Genomic DNA, 24,945 nt, shown 5'->3' on the forward strand with positions numbered 1-24,945 from the left:
GAACCAAGGTGATCCTCATGTTTTCCAAGCTCACTCCGCCCCGAAAGCACACGTTAAACCTCGCGGCGTGCACCGTTGCGCTGGCGCTCGGCGTGCTGTCCGGCACCGACGCGCATGCGCAGACGCGCGGCGGCACGTTGCGCGCGATCGCGCAGCCCGAGCCACCCACGCTCATGCTTGGCCTCAATCAGCAAACGCCCACCCAATACGTGGCGGGCAAGATCTATGAAAGCCTGCTGACGTGGACGCCGGACATGAAGCCTAAGCCGGGCCTGGCCAGGTCCTGGACCATTTCGCCCGACGGCAAGGTCTACACGTTCGAGTTGCAGCCGAACGTCAAGTGGCACGATGGCAAGCCGTTCTCGGCAGACGACGTTGTGTTCTCGGTCGACAAGTTCCTGCGCACGGTGCACCCGCGCGCGCGGGTCATCATCGAGCAGTTCGTGGACACCGTGAAGGCACTCGGCCCAAACAAGGTGCAGATCACGCTGAAGGCGCCATTTGCTCCGTTTCTGAAAGCCTTCGTCAGCGACAACATGCCGATCGTGCCCAAGCACATCTATGACGGCACCGACTACGCCAAGAACCCGGCCAACCAGACACCAATCGGGACCGGCCCGTTCAAGTTCAAGGAGTGGAAGAAGGGCGCGTACATCATCCTCACGCGCAACCCCGATTACTGGCAGGCCGGCAAGCCGTACCTGGACGAGATCGTCTTCAACGTGATTCCCGATGCGGCCTCGCGCGCGGTTGCTTTCGAGCGCGGCGACGTTCAGGTGGTGAGTGCCGGTGACGTGGACAACGTGGAGGTGAAACGTCTCAAGGCGCTGCCGGGCGTGCAATACACGACCAAGGGCTGGGAGATGTTCTCCAAGCTGGCCTATATCCAGATGAACCAGCGCAAGCCGCCCTTCGACAACGTCAAGGTGCGCCAGGCTGTCATGGAGGCCATCAACCGCAAGTTCGTCGTGAACAGCATCTTCTTCGGTCTGGGCAAGGTCGCCACCGGTCCGATTTCTTCCACCACGCCGTTCTACGATGCCAACGTGCCGGCCTACAACTTCGAGCTGAAGAAGGCGCGTGCGCTGATCAAGGAGTCGGGTGTCGACCCCGCGAAGACGCCGATCAAGATCCTGTCGTATCCCTACGGCGCGACCTGGGACCGGCTCGGCGAGTACACGCGCCAAAGCCTCGAACAGCTCGGCTTCAAGGTCGAGATGGAGTCGGCGGATGCGGGCACATGGGCCAAGCGCGTCTCGGATTTCGATTTCGACCTGACCTTCAGCTTCACGTCGCAATATGGCGATCCGGCGCTGGGCGTCTCGCGTCTTTACCTGGCCCGCAACATGGTCAAGGGCTCTGCGTTCGTCAACAACCAGGGATATCGGAACGACGCGGTCGACGCGATGTGGGACAAGGCTGCCGCCGCGACGTCCAACGACGAGCGCCAGAAGCTGTACTCCAGCATCCAGAAGACACTCGTGGAGGAGGTGGCGAACGGGTACCTGTTCGAGATGGAAATCCCGACGCTCTACAGCGCGAAGGTGCACAACCTGATCCAGACGGCGATCGGTCTTAACGACACGTTCGCCGATGCCTACATCGACAAGTAAGCACCCGTGCGCGGCGATGCGCCGGGCAAGTTGTACGGCGCATCGCGTTCCCCCTCGTCAGCTTTCTTGGAATCTATTCCGTGGATAAGGCACTGTCAGTGTTCGCGCGGCTCGGCAAGGCAGCCCTGGTCGTGCTGGGCGTCGTCGTCATCAACTTCCTGCTGATCCGCCTGGCGCCCGGCGATCCGGCCGCCGTGCTGGCGGGCGAATCGGGGGCCTCCGACCCCACCTACGTGGCACAGCTACGGCAAGAGTTCGGCCTCGACAAGCCGGTCTATGTCCAGTTGGCGAGCTACCTGAACGGCATGGCGCACCTCGACCTGGGTTACTCGTACCGGGAACGCCTGCCGGTGCTCGACATCATTCTCGACCGCCTGCCGGCCACACTGCTGCTGATGTCGTGCGCGTTCGTCTTCGCGCTTGTGTTCGGCGTGCTGTTCGGCGTGGTGGCCTCGCGCAGCCGCTACCAGGGCAAGCACCCATGGCTCGACAGCGTGCTGATGACGGGGTCGTTGCTGATCTACGCCACGCCGCAGTTCTGGCTGGCGCTGCTGGCGATTCTCTTCTTTTCGCTGCACCTGGGCTGGCTACCGCCCTATGGCATGGAGACGGTGGGCGGCGCGTTGGCAGGCTGGGCGCGTGCACGCGACGTCGCGCATCACCTTGTGCTGCCTACCGCGTCGCTCGGCTGCTTCTTCATGGCGGTCTACGCGCGGCTGACGCGCGCTTCCATGCTCGAAGTGCTTGGCATGGACTTCATCAAGACGGCGCGCGCCAAAGGCGTTTCAATGGGCGGGACGATCCGCCACCACGCGCTGCGCAACGCGTTGCTGCCGGTGGTGACGTTCGCGGGGATCCAACTGGGGCAGATGGCCGGCGGCGCGGTGCTTACCGAGACCGTATTCGGATGGCCCGGCATCGGACGGCTGATGTTCGATGCGTTGCTCCAGCGCGACTATCAGTTGCTGCTCGGCGTATTTCTAGTGACGTCGACGATGGTGGTGGTCTTCAACCTGCTCACCGATCTCGCCTACCGGCTGATCGATCCACGCATCCAGCAAGCCTGAGGAGCCTCACATGCCTTTCCTGAAACGATTCGTCGCCAACCGCGGCGCGGCCGTCGGCCTCGCGCTACTGCTGCTGGTCATCCTGACAGGCATCCTTGCCTCGACGCTCTATGCAGATCCGCCGTGGATGATGGTGGCGGAGCCGCTGCTGGCCCCGTTCGCCGACGGCGCGTACCCGCTGGGCACCGACATGCTGGGACGCGATATCGCGGCAGGCCTGGCCTACGGTGCGCGGGTGTCGCTGATGATCGGCATGATCTCCACGCTGGTCGCCGTCCTGATCGGCATCGTGGTGGGTGCCCTGGCGGGCTACTACGGCGGCCGCGTGGACGAGGCCCTGATGCGGGGAACGGAGTTCTTCCAGACCATTCCGCAGCTGGCCATGGCACTCGTCCTGGTGGCGATCTTCAAGCCGTCGCTGTACTCGATCGTCGGGGCCATCTCCATGGTGTCGTGGCCACCGGTGGCGCGCCTGGTGCGATCCGAGTTCATGACCCTCAAGCAGCGGGAGTTCGTGCAGGCCGCCATCGTGATCGGCCAGAAGCCGGCCCGGATCATTTTTACCCAGATCCTGCCCAATGCGGCCTCGCCGATCATCGTGACGGCCTCGTTGATGACCGCGACGGCCATCCTGACCGAATCGGCGTTGTCGTTCCTCGGGCTGGGCGACCGCAATCTGATGAGCTGGGGCTTCATGATCGGCGCCGCGCGCACGATGCTCCGAGAGGCGCCGTGGATGAGCCTCTGGCCCGGCATCGCCATCATGCTGACGGTGCTGGCCATCAACCTGATCGGCGAGGGGCTCAACGATGCCCTCAACCCTCAACTGCGCAAGCGGGGAGCTTGATACCGTGGCCATAGGCAATCCAGACCAGGGCGCCGCCCTGCTGTCCATCCGCGGACTGAGTATCCCGCTTCCGGCAGGCGGCGACCGCCAGTATGCCGTGCGCGACGTGTCGTTCGACATCCACGCCGGCGAGATTCTCTGCATCGTCGGCGAATCGGGATCGGGCAAATCCATGAGCGCCAACGCCATCATGGGCTTGCTGCCCGCCTATCTGCGTCCGCAGCAAGGGGAGATCCTGCTGCACGGTAAGAATCTGCTGGGCATGGACGAGAAGACGCTGCGCGGCATGCGCGGCAAGGACATGGCGATGATCTTCCAGGAGCCGCTGTCGGCGCTCAACCCGCTGCAGCCGGTGGGAGAGCAGATTGCCGAGGTCATGCGCGTCCATGCGGCTTATCCCGGTCCGGCACGCAAGGCCCGTGTACTGGAACTGCTCGACTTCGTCGGCTTGCCGGATCCAGCAAGCCTGTTCCATGCCTGGCCGTTCAGTCTTTCGGGTGGTCAGCGCCAGCGCGTGATGATTGCGATGGCGCTAGCGCTTGAGCCCGCGCTGCTGATCGCCGACGAGCCCACCACGGCGCTGGACGTCACCACGCAGGCGCAGATCCTCGCGCTGATCGCCCGCATCCAGCGCGAGAAAGGCATGGGTGTCATGTTCGTGACGCACGATTTTGGCGTCGTGGCCGAAATCGCGGATCGCGTCGTTGTGATGGAGAAGGGCCTGCTGGTCGAGGAAGGCACGGCCGACCAGGTGCTGAACCGGCCCCGCCATTCCTACACGCAGCGGCTGATCGCCAGCGTGCCGTCGCACCGGCCGGGCGATCGCGAAGACAATGACCCGGCCGACGCAGCAAGCGGATATCCGGTGCTGCGCGTCGAAGCGCTGCGCAAGACTTATGTCAGTCCGGGCGGGCTGTTTAAACGCAAGCGCGTGGTCGAAGCCGTCAAGGACGTGAGCTTTTCGGTCGGCGCCGGCAAGACGCTGGGTATCGTCGGCGAGTCGGGTTCCGGCAAGTCCACGATCGGCAAATGCCTGCTCAAGCTGACCGGAACCGACGGCGGTGGGATGTACTTTGATGGGCGCGACATCGCCCCGTTGAGCGAGCGGGAGTTCCGGCCATTACGCCGCCATATCCAGATGATCTTCCAGGACCCGTTTGCCTCGCTCAATCCGCGCCATACGGTCGGGCGCATCCTCTGCGATGGTCCGCTCGCGTGCGGCGTGCCCCGGGAACAGGCGCTGGCGAGGGCGCGCGAGCTGTTGCAGCTCGTCGAGCTCGATGCCTCGGCATTCGACCGCTATCCGAGTCAGTTTTCCGGCGGCCAGCGCCAGCGCATCGGCATCGCGCGGGCGCTGGCGATGGAGCCGCGGCTGATCGTGGCCGACGAGTCGGTGTCTGCTCTCGATGTCTCCGTGCAGGCGCAGGTGCTGCGGCTGCTGCGCGACGTGCAACGGCGCCTCGGCATCGCGCTGGTCTTCATTACCCACGATCTGCGTGTGGCGGCGCAGATCTGCGATGCGGTGCTGGTCATGCACCGGGGCAGCGTGGTCGAACGGGGCAGCCCTGCCCAGATCTTCGAGACACCCCAGCATGCCTACACGCGCCAGCTAATCGACGCGATGCCGGGGCGTGACTGGGATCCGCCGCTTGCCAGGCAGACGGCCGCGCAGGCCGAGGCGCAGGCAGACGCGATGGAGACCATCCGATGACCATCGCCGAACCGGATCTCGCCCTCGCCACCGCGCTGTTCGACCGCTTGCGCGAACAGAGTTTCGACGGCGTTGGCGTCACGCGAGACAGCTACGGCGCGGGCGAGCAGCGGGCGCACCAGCTTGTCGCCGACGCCGCCCGCGCACTCGAACTGGAGGTGGCGACCGATGCGGCGCTCAATCTCTATCTGACATTGTCGGGCACGGATCGCGGTGCCGCAGCGGTCATGACGGGTTCGCATCTCGACTCGGTACCGCGCGGCGGCAATTTCGACGGCGCCGCCGGGGTCGTCGCCGGTCTCGCCGTGCTGGCTGGCTGGCGCAAGGCGGGATTTTTGCCGCGTCGCGACGTCACCGTGGCCGCAATCCGCGCCGAAGAGAGCGCTTGGTTTCCGGTGTCCTATGCCGGGAGCAAGGCCGCCTTCGGACTGCTGGAGCCGCAGGCGCTTGACAGCGTGCGAGCCGACACCGGGCGCAGCCTGGCCGACCATCTGCGTGAAGCGGGCGGGCGGCCCGACGACGTCCGCGCGGGCCTGGCGCATCTGCGCGCCGACCGCATCGATTGTTTTATCGAACTCCATATCGAGCAGGGGCCGGTGCTGCTGGAGGCGGGCGACGTCGTCGGCATCGTCACCGGCATCTGCGGCAGCCAGCGCTACCGGCATGCCCGCGTGCAGGGAGCCTATGCGCATTCCGGCGCGACACCGCGCAGCCACCGGCAAGATGCCGTGGTCGCGACCGCGGCGCTGATCCACTCGCTGCAACAGGACTGGATCGCGCTCGAGGCGCAAGGGCATGAACTCACGCTGACCTTCGGCCGCTGCATGACGGACCCGGATCAGGCCGATTTCAGCAAGGTCGCCGGCCTGGTCGAGTTCAGTATCGACATGCGTTCGCGCAGCCGCGCCACGCTCGACCTGATGGATGCACGGGTACACGCTGCCGCGGCTGGCATTGGGGCGCAGCACCATGTGCAAGTCGATCTCGGTGCCGCGTCGTCCAGCGCCGCGGCGCAGATGGATCCGTCGCTCCAGCGCGCCCTGCTCTGCTCCGCGAGCCAGGGCGGAATACGCGCGCGGGCCATGCCCAGCGGTGCGGGACATGACGCGGCACTGTTCGCCGCCCAGGGCATACCCGCTGCGATGATCTTCGTGCGCAATACCCATGGCAGCCACAACCCCAACGAGTCGATGGACCTCGCCGACTTCGCCATCGCCACGCGGCTGCTGGCCGACACGTTAGCAGCGCGTGCAGGCTAGGATGCCTGCCGAACAATCCGCATCGCACTTCAAAACACAACCCATGCCTGATTCCCACGCAACGCCCATGCCAGTCTGCCTGATTACCCAGCCCATCCACCCCATCGGTGCGGAGCGCCTGCGCGCCGCGGGCTTCGAGGTGCGCCCGGGCCAGGCCGGTGACGAAGCCGCTCGCATCCGTGAAGTCGCAGGTGCCGACGCCGTGATCGTGCGCGAAGGCCTGACCGCCGAAATGATCGATGCCGCACCGCGGCTCGCGGTCATCAGCAATCATGGTACCGGCACCGACAAGATCGCGGTCGCACATGCGCATGAGCTGGGCATCCCGGTGGTGTCCACGCCCGACGCCAATATCGGCGCCGTGGCCGAACACACGCTGATGCTGATGCTGGCAGTTGCGCGGCGGGCGCCGCTGGCGGATGCGGCCACGCGGCAGTCCGACTGGCGCTACCGCTACGCGGCACCGATGCTCTCGCTCAGTGGCAAGACCCTCGGCGTGATCGGCTTCGGCCGCACGGGGCGCCTGGTCTGCGACATGGCGCGCGCGGGGCTCGGCATGCGCGTGCTGGTGTGGTCGCCCAGCGTGCAGACGTGCGAGGTCGAAGCACACGGCGCTACGCGGGTACCGACGCTGCCCGAACTGCTTACGGCGTCCGACGTCGTCTCGCTGCACCGTCCGCTGCGTGCCGACACGCGCCACACGCTCGATGCGAATGCGCTGCGCAACATGAAGCCGCGCGCCATCGTCATCAATACATCACGCGGCGGGCTGATCGACGAAACCGCGCTGGCCGCGGCGCTAAAGGAAGGCCGGCTCTTCGGCGCCGGGCTGGACGTCTTCGCGCAGGAGCCGCTCTGCGCGGCGTCCCCGCTGGCCGGGCTCGACAACGTCGTGCTGAGCCCGCACCTTGCCGGTTCCACCGAGGAGGCGCTGCATGCCACGGCGCTCCAATGCGCCGAACAGATCATCGAGGTGTTCGCTGGACGGCAACCGAAACACCTTCTCGATGCGCGCGTGTGGTTGCGCAGGCGCGTTCCCGTTATCACGCCATCCAAGGAAGTCCAGTCATGAATCCCCCCGTTTGCAAGCTGACGCAGGGCACCATTGCCCTGGTAGTCTCGATTCCGCACGGCGGCGAACTGTTGCCCGACGCGTTCGCCGCGCAAATGCAAGACGTGGCGCGCGTGCGTGCCGATACCGACTGGCACCTGGGGCGTCTCTACGCGTTCGCGACAACGCTGGGCGCGTCGGTCGTGGCAGCCAACTACTCGCGCTACGTGATCGACGTGAACCGCCCCGCCAACGGCGAAAGCCTCTATCCGGGCCAGAACACCACGGCGCTTTGCCCACGCGACACATTCCTGGGCGAGCCGCTGTATTCCGATCCCGAGGCCCCGTCCTCCGCCGAGATCGCGGACCGTATCCGCGATTACTGGAATCCGTATCACAGCACGCTGGCCGCCGAGATCGCGCGCCTGCGCCAAGTGCACGGGCACGTGCTGTTGTGGGAAGCGCACTCGATCGCCAGCGTGCTGCCCCGCCTGTTCGCGGGCCGCTTGCCTGATCTGAACATTGGCACCAACAGCGGCGCCAGTTGCGCGCCGGCGCTGCGCGAAGCCGTCATCGCCGCCGCGTCGGCCAGTCCTTTCTCGTGGGTCGCCGACGATCGTTTCAGAGGCGGGCATATCACGCGGCACTACGGACAGCCGCAGCGGGGGGGTGCACGCGGTGCAGCTCGAAATGGCACAGACCATCTACATGGATGAAGCGGCGCCGTTCGGCTATCGTGAAGACTTGGCCGCGAGGCTGTGGCCGACACTACGCGACATGGTGGAGCGCACGCTCGCTGCAATGACGACGCTGCCGCCCGTCACGGCCGACGCACTGGCTTGACACGTCGCTCGCGCCCGACGTGCAGCGCGGATCCGCCGTCCGGTGGCGCGCTTCTTGCGTCGTCACGGAGTCCACTTGCCGTTACCGCGCGCCTGCCTTGGCGCCACCCTGTATGTCAGCCATTAGCCGGCCTCCCGCCATCCCCCTGAACCTTCGCCAGATCGAGGTCTTCCACGCGATCATGGTCACCGGCTCGCTGAGCGAGGCCGGGCGCATGCTGTGCGTGTCACAGCCAGCAATCAGCCGGGTGCTGGCAACCGCGGAGAGCCGCCTGCGGTTCCTGCTGTTCGAACGGGTCAAGGGACGGTTACAGCCCACGCCGGAGGCGCGCCGGCTGTTCGAGGAAGTCGAGGTCATCCTCAGGGGCGTCGCCCAGTTCAATGCCGTGGCGAGCAGCCTGGGGGAACAGAACGAAGGCAAGCTGTCGATTGTCTCCAGCCCGAGCTACAGCGAATGGCTGATGCCGCGCGCCATCCAGCGCTTCCGGCTGCGCCATCCCGCCGTCCGCGTCCATTACCGCCCCATGCCGTTCGACGCCTTGTTGCCGTTCGTGGTGCAGGGGCACGCCGACCTCTGCATTGCATCGATGGCACCGCCCGACGGCGCGAATCTCCGGACCCGGGAGATCGGCGAGGGGCGGATCCTGTGCGCGCTGCCCAAGGGACACGCGCTAGCGGCGCTGGACGTTGTGACGGCCGGCGATTTGCGCGGCCAGACCTTTATCGGCTATGGCAGCGACACGCCCTTCGGCCGGCTCTCCTCGCATTTCCTTTCGTCGGAGCAGGGGCCACTCACGCCGGATATCGAGATTCGCTCGACACCCGAAGCCATGGCGCTGGTGCGCCAGGGTGTCGGGGTGGCCTTGGTGGAGTCGTTCGGATACACGCCATCCGGAGCGGACGACGTCGTGCTCAAGCCGATCAGCCCGGTGCTCAGTCACAAGATCTACCTGATCCATTCGCGGCAGAGCCCGATGTCGACCCTTGCCAAAGGCTTTCTTGCCACGCTCATGCATCTGCTGGACGCCGCACCGCGTGGGGATGCGCAGCGCCCGCCGATGTTCGCCTGAGAGGAGGTCGGCGGTGCGGTGGTGCGATTGCCACAGCCTACTACCGCGCCCCATCACATATTGCCCAGGACCCATAACGAGGGGCTATGAGGCGGCTGCGCACCAGGGCTGCCCCCAGCGCATTTGTTCTTTTCAAATCAATGCGTTGGGCGTGCGAGACGGCGCTGATGGGCGCACTGCCGGCGCGCGGGGCGCCGCATTTCAAGGGCAGCATCGCGTCCCTATACTCGACACCACCCCATCGCACGAGAGGCTCCAGTACATGTCCAGCATCATCACCGTCGCCGCCGCCCAGCTAGGTCCCATTCAGAAGTCCGAAGGACGCGAGATCGCAGTCGCACGGATGGTCCGACTGCTCGAACGTGCCTATCGGCACGGCGCGCAGGTCGTCGTGTTTCCCGAACTTGCGCTGACCACGTTCTTTCCACGCTGGTACCACGAGGACCTCGACGAGGCGGACCGTTGGTTCGAGACGGCGCTGCCCTCGCCGGAGACGGCGCCGCTGTTCGAGGCAATCCGCCGCTTCGGCCTGACGGTTTACCTGGGCTACGCCGAGATCGCGTATGAACCCGATGAAGCCGGTGTCATGCGCAAGCGCCGGTTCAACACCTCGGTGATCATCGCACCGTCGGGCGAGGTGATCCTCAAGTACCGCAAGGTCCATCTGCCCGGCCACGCGGAGTACGCGCCGGCGCGCAAGGTACAGCACCTCGAGAAGCGCTATTTCGAAGTCGGCAATCTCGGCTTTCCGGTGGTCCGGGCGCCGGTCGGCGAGGCCGAGGGCGTGAACATGGGCATGATGATCTGCAACGACCGCCGCTGGCCAGAGGCCTGGCGCGTGCTCGGGCTGCAGCAGGTCGAGCTCGTCATGCTGGGCTACAACACGCCAAGCATGAACATGGAGAATCGCGGCTTCGAGGCGCATCACCTGCGCGTGTTCCACTCCCAGCTGTCCATTCAGGCGGGCTGCTATCAGAACGCGTGCTTCGCGGTTGCCGTCGCGAAGGCTGGGACCGAGGACGGCCACGAAATGCTCGGCCATTCGATCATCGTGAATCCCCAAGGCGAAATCATGGCGCAAGCCACCAGCTGGGACGACGAGCTCATCGTGGCCGACTGCAACCTGGACATGTGCCAACTGGGCCGGTCCACGGTCTTCAACTTCGGATTGCATCGCCGCGTCGAGGCGTATTCACGCATCACTGACCAAGTCGGCAGCGTGGCTCCGCCGACCTGGCCGGCGCGCTGATCCCGTCCCCCCTTTTCTCGACCACCCACGGGCCTTCTCCATGCAGCCAACCGAAACCCTGGATATCCATCCGGCACGACCACGACCCGCGCACGCGATCCGGCACGAGATGCTGGGTGACATGCGCGTCCCCGATTTCGCCGACGTCGAGCTGGCGGCCCTGGACATCGCGCCCCATGTCGTTCGCACGCCGTTGCTGCGTTCGCCGGCACTCGACGCCATTGCCGGCGCGCCGGTCTGGCTCAAGGCCGAGAACCTGCAGGTCACGGGCTCGTTCAAGGCACGCGGCGCCTTCCATGCCCTGCTGTCGCTGCGCGCCGACCAGCGCGCGAAAGGCGTGATCGCCTATTCCACCGGCAATCACGGGCAGGCGATCGCCTGGGCCGCGCGCCAACTCGGTGTGGCGGCGACCATCGTGATGCCGATCGATGCGCCACGCAACAAGGTCGAGCGCGCGCTGGCCCAGGGTGCACGCGTCGTTCACTACGACCGTCGCCATGAAAGCCGCGAGGCAATCGGGATGCGGCTGCTCGGAGAAACCGGCGGCACGCTGATTCCACCGGGCGATCATCCCGCGGTGCTTGCCGCCCAGGGCACGGTGGCGCTCGAGGCGTTGCAGGATCTACCCGAGGCCGCACTCGACAACCTCGGACTGTTCGCGGCGCCCTGCGGCGGCGGCGGCCTGATGGCCGGTTGCGGGCTGGTCGTCGATGCGCTGAATCCGGGCGCGCGGCTGATCGCAGCCGAACCGGCCGGTTTCGACGACACGGTGCGCTCGCTGCGCAGCGGCCACAGGGAAATCAATGCGCCGGGCGCCACAACGCTCTGCGACGCATTGCAGGCCACCACGCCAGCCGAACTGCCCTTCGAGATCAATAAGCGCTTTCTCGACGGCGCGGTGGCGGTCACGGATGCGCAGGTCCGCGCCGCCATTTGCTTCGCGCTCGAGGAGCTTCGGTTGCTGGTCGAGCCGGGCGGCGCCGTCGCGCTGGCGGCCTTGCTCGCCGGCGTGATCAATCTCGAGGGCCGCGACGGCGTCATCGTCCTGTCTGGCGGCAATATCGATCTGCCCTTGCTTCAAACGATGCTGCAGCCCACTGCAGCCGCCGCGCACGGTACCTGAGACAGCCGTGTCACCGGCCCTGCGCGCATTGGCGCGAGCCGGCCTTGATGCCAACTTGCCTACCACGAAAGGAACGCCACCATGTCTCTTCTCCAGAATTTCGACCGGCTATTGAGACGGATGTCACTGACGGCCGCCGCCATGCTGTTCACAGGGAGCGCCTTCGCAGCCTATCCCGAGCGCCCCATCACGCTGATCGTCCCATTCAATGCGGGCACGACGCCCGACATCGTCTCGCGCTTGCTGGCCGATGCGGTCGGCCATGATATCGGGCAGCAGATAGTGGTCCTCAACCGCGTGGGCGCGTCCGGCATCATCGGCACGCAGGCCGTGATCAACGCGCCGGCTGACGGCTACACCATCGGCTTCGCGAACGCCGGCACACTGGCCATCAACCAGTCCCTGTACAAGAAGCTACCCTACGACGCCGACAAGCAACTGGCGCCCGTGGCCCTGACCGGCTTCGTGCAGAACGTGCTGGCGGTGCGCAAGGACCTCGGCGTGAAGTCGGTCTCCGAACTGATCACGCTGGCCAGGAGCGCGCCGGGCAAGCTCTCTGTCGGCTCGGGCGGCAACGGCACCACGGGCCATCTGAGCGCCGAGATGTTCAAGGCGATGGCGGGTGTTTCCATCACACATATTCCGTACAAGGGCGGTCCCGAAGCGGACCTGGCGCTGATGCGTGGCGAAGTGGATCTGGTCTTCGAGAACATCACATCGATCTCGCCATATCTGAAGAACGGCAGCGTCGTGCCGCTCGCCGTCACCGGCGCACGCCGCGACAGCCGCCTGCCGAAGCTGCCGACCATGGCGGAGACGGGGCTGAAGGATTACCAGGCGGTGGCGTGGACCGGCTATGTCGCGCCCGCCGCGACCGACCCGCAGATCCTCGACATTCTCAACAAGGCCTTCAACAAGGCGGCCAACTCGGATGCCATGAAAGCGCGGCTGGCCGACATGGCGTACGAGGTCACCACGGGGCCGCGCGGCGCGTTCTTCGATCTCGCCCGCAAGGAGCGGCCGGTCTGGGCCGCAGTGATCAAGAGTTCGGGCGCGGCGATCGACTGAGGAGGACGGATCTTGGCGCAATTCGACATACTGATTCGCGGCGGCACCGTGATCGACGGCACCGGCGCACCACGCAGGCTCGCCGACATCGGGGTCGCCGGATCGCGTATCACGGCGCTGGGCGCGCTGGCGTCCGACTCCGCGGCGGTGGTGATCGATGCGCGGGACCGCATTGTTGCTCCCGGCTTCATTGACTCGCATACGCACGACGACCGCTATCTGACGCTCGATCCGCTGATGCCGGCCAAGCTCAGCCAGGGCGTTACCACGGTCGTGACCGGCAATTGCGGGATCAGCCTGGCGCCCTGGCGTGCGTCCCCGGGACAGACCGTTCCGCCGCCGCTTGACCTGCTCGGCGACGATCCCGCCGTCTTTCGGTACCCAGCGTTCGGCGACTATCTCGCCGAGTTGGCGCAACATCCCGCTGCCGTCAACGCGGCCTGCCTGGTCGGCCATACGACACTGCGGGCCGCCGTGATGGACCGGCTGGACCGGGTGGCGACCGACAGCGAGATCGCGGCGATGCAGGCATTGCTGCGCGACGCCATGGAGAGCGGGGCCATCGGGCTCTCGACGGGGGTCGCCTATCCAGCCGCGATGCCGGCCACGACCAGCGAAATGGCCGCCGTGGCGGCGGTCATGCGCGGCTATGGCGGTGTCTACGCCAGCCATATCCGCGATGAGGGCGATCGGATCCACGAGGCGCTCGACGAAGCGTTCGAGGTCGGCGCCGCGGGCGGCGCGCCCGTCGTGGTCTCGCATCACAAGTTGATTGGTCCAAAGAACCACGGGCGCTCGGTCGACACGCTAGGGCACATCGCACAAGCGATGCAGCGTCAGCCGATTGGACTCGACTGCTATCCGTACAACGCCGGCTCCACAATCTTGCGAAAAGACCGGCTCGCGGTTTCGAGCCGAGTCATCGTCACGCGCTCGGTGCCGCATCCCGAGTTCGCCGGGCAGGACCTCGATATCATTGCGGCAACGATGGGCCTCTCCCCCGAAGACGCCGTCGATGCGTTGCAGCCGGCAGGCGCGATCTACTTCCTGATGGACGAGCAGGATGTGCAGCGCATTCTCGCCTTTCCCGAAACCATGATTGGCTCCGACGGGTTGCCCCACGACCCAGCCCCGCATCCGCGTCTCTGGGGGACGTTTGCGCGCGTGCTGGGGCACTACTGCCGGGATCTCGGACTTTTCCCGCTCGAGCAGGCCGTGCACAAGATGACGGGCCTGACGGCCCGCTACTTCAGGCTCCCGGGGCGCGGGATATTGTCACCCGGAAATTTCGCGGACATCACCATCTTCGATGCCGCCAGCGTTGCCGATATGGCGACCTTCGCGCGGCCCGTTGCCCGCGCGAGGGGCATCGAGACGGTGATCGTCAATGGCGCCATCGCGTGGAGCGTCGGCGAGAGCACCGGCGCACGTGCCGGGGCGGTGATCCGCCGCAACGATACCACCGGTGCTTAGCGCATGCATTTCCGGCGGCTCCCGGTAACTCCAGTGCCACCCTTCGTTACACCTCATCTCCCTGCGCGAACAGTAACCTCAACGCATCGGCAGGCACGTCGCACACCAGCATGTGCCCCGGCGCATGGGTGATGCACAGCGGCGGGCGCGCCATCATGGCCGCCGCCTGCGGCGTGACCCCGCACCCCCAGAACACGGGAATCTCCCCCGCCAGGATCGCGGTCGGCTCGCCCTCGTCGGGACGATCGATGTCCGCGATACCGATCGCAGCGGGGTCGCCCATATGCACCGGCGCCCCGTGCGCGCCCGGCAGCCGTGCGCACACCGCCGAGGCAATGGCCGCCTGTTCCGGCGTGTAAGGCCGCATCGACACCACCATCGGTCCATGGAAGGCGCCAACGCGCGTGGTCTGGATGCTGGTGCGGTACATCGGCACGATCTTGCCTTCGTCCACGTGCCGCACGCGCAGGCCGGCCCGCTCCAGCGCATCCTCGAAAGACAGCGAGCAGCCCAGCACAAAGCCCACGAAATCGTCCTGCCAGAGCGCTGCAATATCGTCGCGCTCCTCCACCAGTTCACCATGGCGCCACACGCGGTAGCGCGGCACATCGGTGCGCAGGTCGATATCGGCGCCCAGCATCGGCACCGCCGGGCTGCCCGCTTCGGTCATGCCGATCAGCGGGCATGGCACCGGGTTGGCCCGGCAGTACCCGAGGAAATCCTCGGCCCAGGCCTTGGGCAGGATCATCAGGTTGCCCTGCCCATGGCCGGGGGGCGCCATGCCGCTGGTATTGCCGTTGTACCGGCCACTGCGGATGCCGGCACGGGCGCCGCCCGGCGTGGCGGCCCAGCCGGGGGCTAGCCCGGCCGCGGCGTGGATGCCTGTCTCCATCTCCATGCTCCGGTTGCGGGCCGTCATCAATCAAGGGCCTGGCTGGCGGTTTCCTTCACGCCCAGCAGGGCCAGCAGGCTGACTGCCGCGCCACCCATGAGCAGGTAGGCCGGGCTGAGCAGGTTGCCGGTGCTGCCGATCAGCGCGGTAGCCACATACGGCGTGAGCCCGCCGCCGAGAATGGCGCCAATGTTGAAGCTGAACGCCATGCCGGTGTAGCGCACGCGGGTCGGGAACTGCTCGGCATAGGTCGGGTAGCCGACGGACTGCACGATGGGCATGGGCAGCGCCACCACCATCATGGCGAGGAAGGCCAGGCCGATGCTGTGGTTGTCCATCAGCATCATCATCGGCAATACCAGCACCATGTAGGCACAAAAGCCAATGGCAAGCACCTTGCGCCGGCCATGCCGGTCGGACAGCCCGCCCCACAGCGGCATCAGCATGGCCATGGTCAGGCTGACGAACGCCATGATCCAGTACACCGTTGCCTTGTCGTACTTGAGGTAGGTGGTCATGTAGATGTTCATGAACACCAGGCCCACCCAGTAGCCCACGTTCTGGCCGAACGACAGCAGCACTACCTTGAGCACGGCGGGCATGTGTGCGGTGAAGACTTCCTTAAGCGGTGCCTTGGGCGGCTCGCTATGTTCCTGGAACTGCTTGAAGGCCACGGACTCTTCCACGCGCTTGCGCACCATCGACGAGATCACCACCATCGGGATCGCCATCAGGAACGGAATGCGCCAGCCCCATGCCTGCATCTGCGCGGGTTCCAGCAAGCCGGTGGTGATGCCGCACACGGTCGCGGCCAGCGCACCGCCCACGGCCACGCCCACCGGCGTGAAGGCGCCGTAGAAGCCGCGCTTACCCTTGGGCGCGGACTCGGCCACATAGGCGGCCGCACCAGTGACTTCGCCGCCGGCGAAGAAGCCCTGCGCAAGACGGATGGCCAGCAGCAGCAGCGGCGCCACGATGCCCGCGCTGGCGGCCACCGGCAGCAGGCCGATGATGCCGGTGGCAATGCCCATGCCGATCACGGTGACCAGCAGCACGGCGCGGCGGCCGACGCGGTCGCCCAGGCGCCCAAGCACGATGCCGCCGATCGGGCGCATCAGGAAGGCGCTGCCGAACACGGCCAGGATGGCCAGCAGCGAAGCCGTGGCGCTATCGCTGGGGAAGAACAGCGGGCCAATGGTGGAGGCCATATAGCCGTACACGCCGAACTCGTAATACTCGATGGCGGTACCGGCAGCGGCAGCCATGGCGGCTTTGCGGGCGACGGCATTGCCGCCTGCCGGCGCCGCGGCAGTGGCGGATGCCGGTGCCGCTTCGGGCATCGGCAGGGATGAGGTGGGGGCGTTGGACATATTGTCAGTTTCCAGGATGCGACGGGGTAGAAAATCCAGTCCAGGCGTGGTGAAACCCCTGGATGAACCAGCGCTGAAGCACGAATACCTGCCGCGATGGCCGTCCTATGCCCGAAACTTCCTGGTGCACAGGCCGGGCTCGCGTCTCTTTTTATTTCCGGAGAGCAAACCACCTGCCGGGAATCGCGGGCCTTTAAAGACCGCCGGAATTCGTGCCTCATCGATTACACCGGATACTTTGCAACAAGCATGCCAGCGGTTATTTCGTTAAAAACACGGAATTCCGGGCGTTACGATTCCTGACTAAAAAAAGCCATCTGACTCGGGGATTTAATGCGCCCCGCCGCACCACAACAATGAAACTGTCGTCCCGCCTGGGGCATGGAACGCACCGAAACCGGTATCGTTCGAGGCCGGCTGGTGATTAATTCCCCAACCTGCGGATTATTCAGAAAGCAGCCAGGCCGTACGGCCCGGCCGACGCCGCCAGATAAATATCGGCGGCCGATTTACAGCTTTATCAAAAATCCGATTTCAAGCGGCCGGAATAAAACTACCCAATACCTGCCCTTCTTCCACGACCTCACCTTCGGCCACGCAATACGATTCGATATAACCAGCCGACCCGGCCTCGAGCGGTATTTCCATTTTCATGGATTCGATAATCAGCAGCGTGGCGTCCTTTACCTGCATTTCGCCGGGCTGCGCCACGAGCTTCCAGAGGGTGCCGGCGGTTTCTGCCACGATGGGCATGGGGGATTTTGTGTGGGGCATATGCAGTTTGTCCGTAGCTATCGTGATTGCGGTGCGCGCACCGTGATGCCTTCGGCCTCCAGCGCGGCGCGGATGCGGCGGGCAAACCCGGCCGCGCCCGGCTGGTCGCCGTGGATGCACAGCGTGTCCGCCCTGACCGGCACGTCCACGCCTCCCAGCGAGCGCACCACGCCGTCGCGCACCATGCGCAACACCTGTGCGATGGAAGCCTCCACGTCGGTGATCATGGCGGCGGGATGGCTGCGCGGGGTCAGCGAGCCATCGTCCTGATAAGTGCGGTCGGCAAAGACCTCCTGCGCCACCGCGAGGCCGGCCTCGCGCGCGGCCGTGACCAGCGCGGAGCCGGCCAGGCCGTAGAACACCAGTGACGGATCCACATCGCGCACGGCCTCGCACAACGCGCGCGCCATGGCACCGTCGCGCGCGGCCTGGTTGTACAGCGCGCCGTGTGGCTTCACATGCGCGAGCCGGTTGCCGGCCGCGGCGGCAAACGCGTGCAAGGCGCCAACCTGGTAGACCGTGATGTTGTAGATCTCATCGCGGCCGAGTTGCATGGCACGCCGTCCAAAGCCCTGCAGATCCGCAAAGCCCGGATGCGCGCCGAGCGAGACGCCGAGCGCGGTGGCCGCGCGCACGGTGGCGGCCATGGTCTGTGCATCGCCCGCGTGAAAACCGCAGGCGATGTTGGCGGAGGTGACATGCGGCAGCACGGCCGCATCGTCGCCAAGGCGGTAAATGCCGAAGCTCTCGCCCATATCGCTGTTGAAATCGATCTCAGCCACGCGCGTGTTCCCCTGCCGTTGCCGTATCCATGGCTTCGAATACGGCATCCTGCAGCATGGCCAGGCGCTGGGCTTCCTGTAGATCGATCAAGGCAAAGCGCACCGACTCGCCCGGCATCTGTTGCGCCAGGCGCGGCAGGTCCACCGCGCACACATGGGCAATCTTGGGATAGCCGCCGGTGGTCTGGCGATCCGCCATCAGCACGATGGGCTGGCCGTCGGGCGGCACCTGGATCGTGCCGAAGGCCACGGCCTCGGACAGCAGCTCGGCAGGCGCGGCCAGCGCGAGCGGCGTGCCTTCCAGGCGGTAGCCCATGCGGTCCGATTGCGCGCCAATGCGAAACGGCTCGCTGACGAGCGCATGCCTGGCCGCATCGGAGAAACGCGCCCATTCGCGCCCGGCGACGATGCGCACCGGCTGATCGGGCGCGGTGAGGACATCGGCCGGAAACGCCGGGGAACCGGCGTCGCGAACCGGTGCGGCTACGCCGTTGCGCAAGGCAATGTGGTCGCCCTTGCGCAACGGCTTGCCAGCCGCGCCGCCATAGCCGCCGCGCACAAAGGTGCTGCAACTGCCCATGACCGGCGTCAACGCAAAGCCGCCCTGCGCCGCCAAGTAAGCGCGCAAGCCACTGCGGCGCTTGCCGAAGACCAGCAGCGCGCCTGCGGCGACGGGCACCGCGCGGTTCATCGGCACGGGCGCGCCGTCGAGCGTGGCATCCAGATCCGCGCCGCACACGGCGATCACGCCCGGCACGTGGAATCGCAGCGTGGGGCCCATCAGCGTGATCTCCAGCGTGGCCTCTGCCGCGGCGTTGCCGGCCAGCGCGTTCGCCAGCCGGTGGGCGCGCTCGTCCATGGCGCCGTTGGCCGGCACGCCGAGTTGCTGGTAGCCGTTGCGCCCGAGATCCTGGAAGGTGCTCAACGCACCAGGCTTGATGACTTCGATGCTCATGGCTGCACGCCTCCGTCCGCCTGCATGGATTCGAATACGTCGGAAGAGATCGGCACGAAGCGCACACGATCGCCGGCGGCCAGCAGGCACGGCGACGCGCGATACGGGTCAAACAGCGCCACGGGCGTGCGCCCGATCAGGTTCCAGCCGCCCGGCAAGGTCATGGGATAGATCACGGTCTGCCGATTGGCTAGGCCAATCGAGCCTGCCGCCACCGCGGTACGCGGCGTGCTGCGGCGCGGCGGCGAAAGGCGCGCGTCGAAGCGGCCCACATAGGGATGCCCCGGCGCGAAGCCCAGCATCAGCACATCGACCGGCTCGGCGCTATGCAGCGCGATGACCTGCTCGGGCGACAGGCCGCAGGTGGCGGCCACATCGTCCAGGTCGGGGCCGTGCTCGCCGCCATAGCAGACGGGAATATCGATCACCAGCGGCGCGCCCGCGTTTGACGAAAGCGCTTCGCGCAGGAGTTCGCCGATCATGGCCGAGAGCGCCTCGAACGGCGTGCTGGTACCCGTCGCGCGGGCCACGGTAATCGGCTGGTAGTGCACGCCCACGGTGGTCAGGGCGGGCACGATGTCGGTCACGCCGGGCAGGGCCGCGGCGGCGATCCGCACCGCTGCCACGCAGGCCTGGCGGTTGATGGCGATATCCGCCACCGTGCCAAACTCGACAATCAGGCAGCGATCGCCGGACGGCGCGATCCGCCAGGACGTTTGCGCGGCCGGCGCGGCGTGTTCCACGTCCTGCGCGATCATGCCCGCACCGCCACGGCGGATGGCGCAGGCACAGCCACGGGCGCGGCGGACTCGCCCACCAGCACCGCCAGCTCCCGCTCCACAAAACCGGTATCGACGCGGCCGGCACGGAAGTCCGCATGGTCCAGCACGCGGCCAAGGAACACGGCGTTGTGCCGGATGCCTTCGATCACGGTTGCGCCGAGCGCCGCCTGCATGGTGGCGATGGCGGCTTCGCGGTCGGTGCCATAGGCAATCAGCTTGGCGATCATAGGATCGTAGAACGGCGTGATGGCATCGCCCTCGCGCACGCCGGTGTCCACGCGTAGCCCGGCCATGCCCGCCGGCAGGCTGAAGCGCGCCAGCTTGCCCGGCGATGGCATGAAATGGCGCGCCGGGTTCTCGGCATACAGCCGGCACTCGATGGCCGCGCCGCTCCGCCGGATCTCATGCTGCGCGCTGGGTGCAAGCGTGCCGGCGGCGAGCCGGATCTGCGCCTGCACCAGGTCCCAGCCGGTGATGGCCTCGGTCACGCCATGTTCCACCTGGATGCGCGTGTTCATCTCCAGGAAGAAGTACTCGCCGCTGTCCGCGTCGAGGATGAACTCGACCGTGCCCGCACCGCTATAGCGCTGGTGCGCGGCCAGCGCCACCGCCGCCGCGCTCATGCTGGCCAGCACGGCGGCCGGCACATCGGGCGCCGGGCTTTCTTCAATGATCTTCTGGAAGCGGCGCTGCACCGAGCATTCGCGCTCGAACAGGTGCACCGCCGTGCCGTCGCCGAAGCCAAACACCTGCACCTCGATATGCCGGGCGCGCGGCACATAGCGCTCCAGGTAGACGCTGGCGTCGCCAAAGGCCTTCAAGGCCAGCGCCTGGGTGGACGCCACCGTGGCCGCCAGCGTGCCTGGCCCGTCGACGCGCTTCATGCCGATGCCGCCACCGCCGCCGGCGGCTTTGACCAGCACGGGAGCGGCTTTGACCAGCACGGGATAGCCAACGCGCTGGGCCTCCGCGTGCAAGCGCGACAGGTCTTCGGGCAGGAAGCGGATACTGCCGGGCAGCACCGGCACGCCGCATGCGGCGGCAATATCGCGGGCGCGGTTCTTGTCGCCCATGTTCTCGATCGACTCGACGGACGGGCCGATCCACTGCATGCCTTGCGCTTGCGCCGCACGGGCAAACGCGGTGTTCTCGGAGAGGAAGCCATAGCCCGGGTGCACCCCATCGGCGCCGTGCGCCGTGCCCGCGGCGAGCACCGCTTCCACATTCAGGTAGCTCTGCGCCGCAGGCGCGGGACCTACCGCGACGGCGATGTCTGCCATCTCGCAGTGCAACGCGCCCGCATCGGCGGCGGAATGCACGGCGACGGTTTCCATGCCGAGCGCCTGCGCGGCGCGGATGATGCGGCAGGCAATCTCGCCACGGTTGGCAACCAGGATTCTTCGCATATCGACTAACTCTTGCAGCTACTGCGTGGGGGCGATGCACGCGGGGCGGGCGAGCCCTGCCCCGCGTGCGGCGGCCGGCCTTGTGGCCGGTCTCACTCTGGTCTGACGTGGGTGTTACTTGGCGAACAGCGAAGCGATATTGGCAAAGGCCTTGAGCTCCAGCGCGTTGCCCGACGGGTCGAGGAAGAACATCGTGGCCTGCTCGCCTACCTCGCCCTTGAAGCGGATATGCGGCTCGATGATGAACGACAGGTTGGCGGCCTTGAGCTTGTCGGCCGCGACATGCCACTGGTCCATCGGCAGCACCACGCCAAAGTGGCGCACCGGCACGGCATCGCCATCGACGGCGCTGGTGTTGCGGTGGCCCGCTTCCTCCGGCGCCAGGTGGGCCACGATCTGGTGGCCGTAGAAGTTGAAGTCCACCCAGTCCGGCGCGCTGCGCCCTTCGGGGCAGCCCAGCAGGTCGCCGTAGAACTCGCGCGCGGCGGCAATGCTGTGGACGGGGAAGGCAAGGTGGAACGGGGCGAGGACGGGAGTGATTTCGCTCATGGCGCTTGGGGATCGAAGTGTTCGAGGTGTTGTGGGGGGCCGGGTCTTGGCACGCCGCCGGCAACGTTCCGGCCGGTGCGCCAATGAGGGAAAGTCTAGGCATGGCAACCAATTAAAAAAAGCGATATATTTTTGACCTTAGCTACACGAAAATTGATGAATCAAACATGCTGCGCGAACTCAAGACCTTTATCGCCGTCGCCCGGCACGGCACCTTTGCCAGCGCGGGCGCGCGCATCGGGCTGACCCAGTCGGCGGTCAGCGCGCAGATCCACCGCCTGGAGCAGGAGTTTGGCTTCGCCCTGTTCGACCGCACGGGCCGCTCGGCGCGGCTGAACGCCGCCGGCCGGGAGACCCTGGCGCTGGCGGAGGAGCTGATGACCCTCTACGCGCGCATCGGCGAGCACGGCGGCGCCACGGAGCGCAGCGGCATGGTGCGGGTGGGCTCGATCGCCTCGGCGCAGGTGTCGTTCCTGGTCGACGCCATGGCCGCTTTCCGCGCCGAGCTGCCCGGCTGCAGGATCCGCGTTGTGCCTGGCGTGTCCCTGAACCTGCTTGGCCAGGTGGATGCGGGCGAAATCGATATCGCGGTCATGATCCGGCCGCCCTTTGCGCTGCCGTCGGAGCTGGAGTGGCGCACGCTGGTGATGGAGCCGTTCGTGCTGCTGGGCCCCGGCCGCCATGGCAGGCCGGGAGTGGGGCGACGCGCTGGAGTCCGCGCCCTTTATCCGCTATGACCGCGGCTCGTTCGGCGGCCGGCTGGTCGACCAGTTCCTGCGCCAGTCGCGGCTGGCGGTGCGGGACGCCATCGAGCTGGATGAGCTGCAGGGCATCGTGCAACTGGTGGCGCGCGGCCTTGGCGTGGCGCTGATTCCACAAACGGCGGCGCAAGGCCCTTGGCCGCGCAGCGTGACTGCCCTGCCGCTTGGCGACGATACCTTTCACCGCGAGATCGGCCTGGTGGAGCGGCCGCGCCATAGCCGTCAGCCTGTGGCAAGCCGGCTCGCCGAGTACATCAGCGAGGCAGCGCTGGGCGGCAAGATGTAGACGGATGCATATCGTTCGCCGCCTTGCACGGCAGGTGCCGGGACGAATTCAATACGAATAGAAATGATTATCGTCCGCATTAATACACCGTGAAGTGGCACTGCTTTTGTCCGTAGCCAATACCAGCTCCAGCTCTCCGCACGACGTCACCTCCCTTTACCGCCACCACCACGGCTGGCTGTACGGCTGGCTGCGCGCCCGGCCAAGCAATGCAGTGGCGCGCCGCAGGGTGGTCCCCTCGTTAGGGGGATATGGGTTGCACCCGCATCCCGGCGTAATCTCTGCTCGTGGTTGGCATGCAGAACCCATCCGACGTGGCACGAGGATGTCCCATCCGGGTATCGAAGCGTTGCCTTATAAAAACAGAGAGGTATCAGGGAATGCATAACGATAGCGACGCAAAGTCGCGTAGCGTCAATGGGGTCAAAGGGGTCAAAGGGGTCAATACACGCAACACTGGCGGATTCATTGCCGGATTCATCCAGCCGCAAGTGCGCGAGATGGTAATCGAGGTATCCGCGCGCCTGTGCGTGGTGTTGTTGCTGAGCGTGTTTGCCTATAGCGCGTACATGCAGTGGCGCCTGGCGCCCGAGCGCATCACCTTGCTGCTGCTCGTGGTGGCCACGCTGCTGACCGTAGGCCTATCGCTGTTCGCGCGCATCCCCGAGAAGCGCGACATGCGCCCCTTGAGCTTCGCGATGTCGGTCGGCGGCAGCTTCTACTATCTCGGGATCGAGCTTGACCCCGGCGTTCGCCTTGTCCCCGAGACAGTCGGCGCCACGCTGGAAATCGCCGGCATCCTGTTCCAGCTGTTCGCCAAGCTCTCGCTGCGCGGCTCCTTCGGCATCCTGCCAGCCAATCGCGGCGTGGTGTCGCGCGGCGCCTACCGGCTGGTGCGCCACCCCATCTATCTGAGCTACGTGGTGACAGACCTCGGCTTCCTGCTGGCCAACTTCGGCTGGCGCAATGCGCTGATCTACGGCGGCCTCTATGCGTTGCAAACAGGTCGGATATTCCGGGAAGAGCAACTGCTGGGCCAGGACCCTGCCTATCGCGCGTATCAGGCCAATGTGCGATATCGCGTTATCCCCGGCGTGTTTTAGATGGTACGGCAGGGATTACCCGGCTCGCCACCCAGAATGGGAAAACTCTAATATCAGATGCAGAAATGTCTGTATTCCCCAATACCTGAAAGCCGACGATGATCATGATCAAGGATCCGGGGGGATCGATTACTCCCCGTATCCTGCAAAAGCCAGCCGATCGCGGACATCCGCCAGACCGGCTGGCCTCACCATCGAAGTGCTCAAGGAGACTCTAATGATTCCACGGCTTGTATCAACTGCCAGCTTGGCGCTGCTCGCATTTTTCGCTGCCGGCAGCGTCGGCGCGCAACAGCAGCCGATGAATGCAAAGGAAGCCAAGGCAAAATTCGCGGAGAAGTTCGCCGCCGCCGATACCAACCACGACGGCAAGCTGACCAAAGAGGAAGCGCAGGCGGGCATGCCTGAGGTCTACAAGAACTTCGACGCGATCGATGCCAGGAAAAAGGGCGGGGTGACGCAGAAACAGATTGGCGCGTACTGGGCGGCCAAGGCCAAGCAGCGTGCGGCGGCGCAGAATCCGGGAAGCCTGAACTGAGCTGACGGCGCCGGCCCTCAAGCGAGGGTCGGGGCGAGTTCCCCGGCGAGCTGGCCAGAGCCAGGCCAGTGCCGGGGAGCTTTAATGCTTATCCAACGATGCAATGATGCAACGATGGACGGTCCCTGACTAAACTCCAGTCAGGTCAGGAGGTTGAAGGCGAACCCTAGCGCAATTGCGCCGCCTAGCGCTTCCACTGCCGCCAGCGCGAGAAGGTTTTTCCAAACGACAGCGTCTTCCTGCTTGGTCACCATGGTCTTGTCTCCTGAAGTAGGAATCCACGGCCGGGCGTTGGTGGAAAGCACGGCAGTCTCTATTCCACACGCCAGCCACGTCTCAACTTGCATTCAGTAGACCGCAACGCGGCGCCGGCG

Annotated in this window: 21 protein-coding genes and 2 pseudogenes; 15 read left to right on the forward strand and 8 right to left on the reverse strand. The window is 66.1% G+C overall.

All coding sequences use genetic code 11. The features are described 5' to 3' along the window. The first annotated feature begins 17 nt into the window (after window positions 1-17). The 12 genes and pseudogenes from OR16_RS05720 to OR16_RS05775 all read left to right on the forward strand — a co-directional run bounded on the left by OR16_RS05720 (window position 18) and on the right by OR16_RS05775 (window position 14,373). Window positions 18-1,613, forward strand: coding sequence for an ABC transporter substrate-binding protein (locus tag OR16_RS05720; protein WP_006157016.1), 1,596 nt, complete (start codon window positions 18-20; stop codon window positions 1,611-1,613). Window positions 1,614-1,693: 80 nt separating this feature from the next. Beyond that, window positions 1,694-2,680: an ABC transporter permease gene (locus OR16_RS05725; protein ID WP_006157017.1), complete on the forward strand. Its 987-nt coding sequence runs from the start codon at window positions 1,694-1,696 to the stop codon at window positions 2,678-2,680. 10 nt (window positions 2,681-2,690) lie between these two features. Further along, window positions 2,691-3,527 (forward strand): ABC transporter permease, encoded by an 837-nt coding sequence (locus tag OR16_RS05730; protein ID WP_006157018.1) that lies wholly within the window; start codon window positions 2,691-2,693, stop codon window positions 3,525-3,527. A 4-nt stretch (window positions 3,528-3,531) separates the two neighbouring features. Next, entirely contained in the window at window positions 3,532-5,238 is a 1,707-nt protein-coding gene (locus OR16_RS05735) for an ABC transporter ATP-binding protein (RefSeq protein WP_006157019.1), read from the forward strand. Next, window positions 5,235-6,497, forward strand: a complete 1,263-nt coding sequence (locus tag OR16_RS05740) for a Zn-dependent hydrolase (protein ID WP_006157020.1) — start codon at window positions 5,235-5,237, stop codon at window positions 6,495-6,497. The genes OR16_RS05735 and OR16_RS05740 overlap by 4 nt, the downstream gene beginning before the upstream one ends. A gap of 67 nt (window positions 6,498-6,564) precedes the next feature. Next, the gene (locus OR16_RS05745; protein WP_006157021.1) at window positions 6,565-7,569 is read left to right on the forward strand and encodes a hydroxyacid dehydrogenase; all 1,005 of its coding nucleotides are present in this window, start codon (window positions 6,565-6,567) and stop codon (window positions 7,567-7,569) included. Then, window positions 7,566-8,391 (forward strand): annotated as a pseudogene (gene hutG / locus OR16_RS05750) (N-formylglutamate deformylase). Before OR16_RS05745 ends, hutG begins: the two are co-directional and overlap by 4 nt. Before the next feature lie 112 nt (window positions 8,392-8,503). Continuing rightward, the gene (locus OR16_RS05755) at window positions 8,504-9,460 is read left to right on the forward strand and encodes a LysR substrate-binding domain-containing protein (protein ID WP_006157024.1); all 957 of its coding nucleotides are present in this window, start codon (window positions 8,504-8,506) and stop codon (window positions 9,458-9,460) included. Between the two features lie 262 nt (window positions 9,461-9,722). Further along, entirely contained in the window at window positions 9,723-10,709 is a 987-nt protein-coding gene (locus tag OR16_RS05760; RefSeq protein WP_006157025.1) for an N-carbamoyl-D-amino-acid hydrolase, read from the forward strand. 40 nt (window positions 10,710-10,749) lie between these two features. Beyond that, window positions 10,750-11,832 carry a threonine ammonia-lyase gene (locus OR16_RS05765; protein ID WP_237716942.1) on the forward strand — a complete coding sequence of 361 codons (1,083 nt, stop codon included), beginning with the start codon at window positions 10,750-10,752 and terminating at the stop codon, window positions 11,830-11,832. A gap of 81 nt (window positions 11,833-11,913) precedes the next feature. Continuing rightward, a complete protein-coding gene (locus OR16_RS05770; protein WP_237716943.1) occupies window positions 11,914-12,900 on the forward strand; it encodes a Bug family tripartite tricarboxylate transporter substrate binding protein in 987 nt (328 codons plus the stop codon). Between the two features lie 12 nt (window positions 12,901-12,912). Beyond that, on the forward strand, window positions 12,913-14,373 hold the full coding sequence (locus tag OR16_RS05775; RefSeq protein ID WP_006157028.1) for an N-acyl-D-amino-acid deacylase family protein: 1,461 nt from the start codon (window positions 12,913-12,915) through the stop codon (window positions 14,371-14,373). 46 nt (window positions 14,374-14,419) lie between these two features. On the opposite strand, the gene OR16_RS05780 is transcribed toward OR16_RS05775, so the two are convergent. The 8 genes from OR16_RS05780 to OR16_RS05815 all read right to left on the reverse strand — a co-directional run bounded on the left by OR16_RS05780 (window position 14,420) and on the right by OR16_RS05815 (window position 21,883). After that, window positions 14,420-15,265 carry a putative hydro-lyase gene (locus OR16_RS05780; protein WP_192816407.1) on the reverse strand — a complete coding sequence of 282 codons (846 nt, stop codon included), beginning with the start codon at window positions 15,263-15,265 and terminating at the stop codon, window positions 14,420-14,422. Window positions 15,266-15,291: 26 nt separating this feature from the next. After that, window positions 15,292-16,635 carry an MFS transporter gene (locus tag OR16_RS05785; RefSeq protein ID WP_006157030.1) on the reverse strand — a complete coding sequence of 448 codons (1,344 nt, stop codon included), beginning with the start codon at window positions 16,633-16,635 and terminating at the stop codon, window positions 15,292-15,294. A 534-nt stretch (window positions 16,636-17,169) separates the two neighbouring features. Beyond that, entirely contained in the window at window positions 17,170-17,388 is a 219-nt protein-coding gene (locus OR16_RS05790) for an acetyl-CoA carboxylase biotin carboxyl carrier protein subunit (protein ID WP_006157031.1), read from the reverse strand. Between the two features lie 38 nt (window positions 17,389-17,426). Then, a complete protein-coding gene (locus OR16_RS05795; protein WP_050982898.1) occupies window positions 17,427-18,239 on the reverse strand; it encodes a 5-oxoprolinase subunit PxpA in 813 nt (270 codons plus the stop codon). Next, window positions 18,184-19,146 carry a biotin-dependent carboxyltransferase family protein gene (locus tag OR16_RS05800; protein WP_006157033.1) on the reverse strand — a complete coding sequence of 321 codons (963 nt, stop codon included), beginning with the start codon at window positions 19,144-19,146 and terminating at the stop codon, window positions 18,184-18,186. The genes OR16_RS05795 and OR16_RS05800 overlap by 56 nt, the downstream gene beginning before the upstream one ends. Beyond that, a complete protein-coding gene (pxpB, locus tag OR16_RS05805) occupies window positions 19,143-19,904 on the reverse strand; it encodes a 5-oxoprolinase subunit PxpB (protein ID WP_006157034.1) in 762 nt (253 codons plus the stop codon). The genes OR16_RS05800 and pxpB overlap by 4 nt, the downstream gene beginning before the upstream one ends. Next, window positions 19,901-21,334, reverse strand: a complete 1,434-nt coding sequence (locus tag OR16_RS05810) for an acetyl-CoA carboxylase biotin carboxylase subunit (RefSeq protein WP_006157035.1) — start codon at window positions 21,332-21,334, stop codon at window positions 19,901-19,903. Before OR16_RS05810 ends, pxpB begins: the two co-directional genes overlap by 4 nt. Window positions 21,335-21,448: 114 nt before the next feature. Then, entirely contained in the window at window positions 21,449-21,883 is a 435-nt protein-coding gene (locus OR16_RS05815; RefSeq protein ID WP_006157036.1) for a VOC family protein, read from the reverse strand. A gap of 167 nt (window positions 21,884-22,050) precedes the next feature. On the opposite strand from OR16_RS05815, the pseudogene OR16_RS05820 reads away from it, so the two are divergent. The 3 genes and pseudogenes from OR16_RS05820 to OR16_RS05830 all read left to right on the forward strand — a co-directional run bounded on the left by OR16_RS05820 (window position 22,051) and on the right by OR16_RS05830 (window position 24,571). Further along, window positions 22,051-22,930 (forward strand): annotated as a pseudogene (locus OR16_RS05820) (LysR family transcriptional regulator). Between the two features lie 500 nt (window positions 22,931-23,430). Further along, window positions 23,431-24,033: a methyltransferase family protein gene (locus tag OR16_RS05825; RefSeq protein WP_043418705.1), complete on the forward strand. Its 603-nt coding sequence runs from the start codon at window positions 23,431-23,433 to the stop codon at window positions 24,031-24,033. Window positions 24,034-24,250: 217 nt separating this feature from the next. Then, window positions 24,251-24,571, forward strand: coding sequence for a hypothetical protein (locus OR16_RS05830; protein ID WP_006157038.1), 321 nt, complete (start codon window positions 24,251-24,253; stop codon window positions 24,569-24,571). Window positions 24,572-24,945 lie beyond the last annotated feature (374 nt).

The organism is Cupriavidus basilensis OR16, assembly GCF_000243095.1.
Taxonomy (GTDB): domain Bacteria; phylum Pseudomonadota; class Gammaproteobacteria; order Burkholderiales; family Burkholderiaceae; genus Cupriavidus; species Cupriavidus basilensis_D.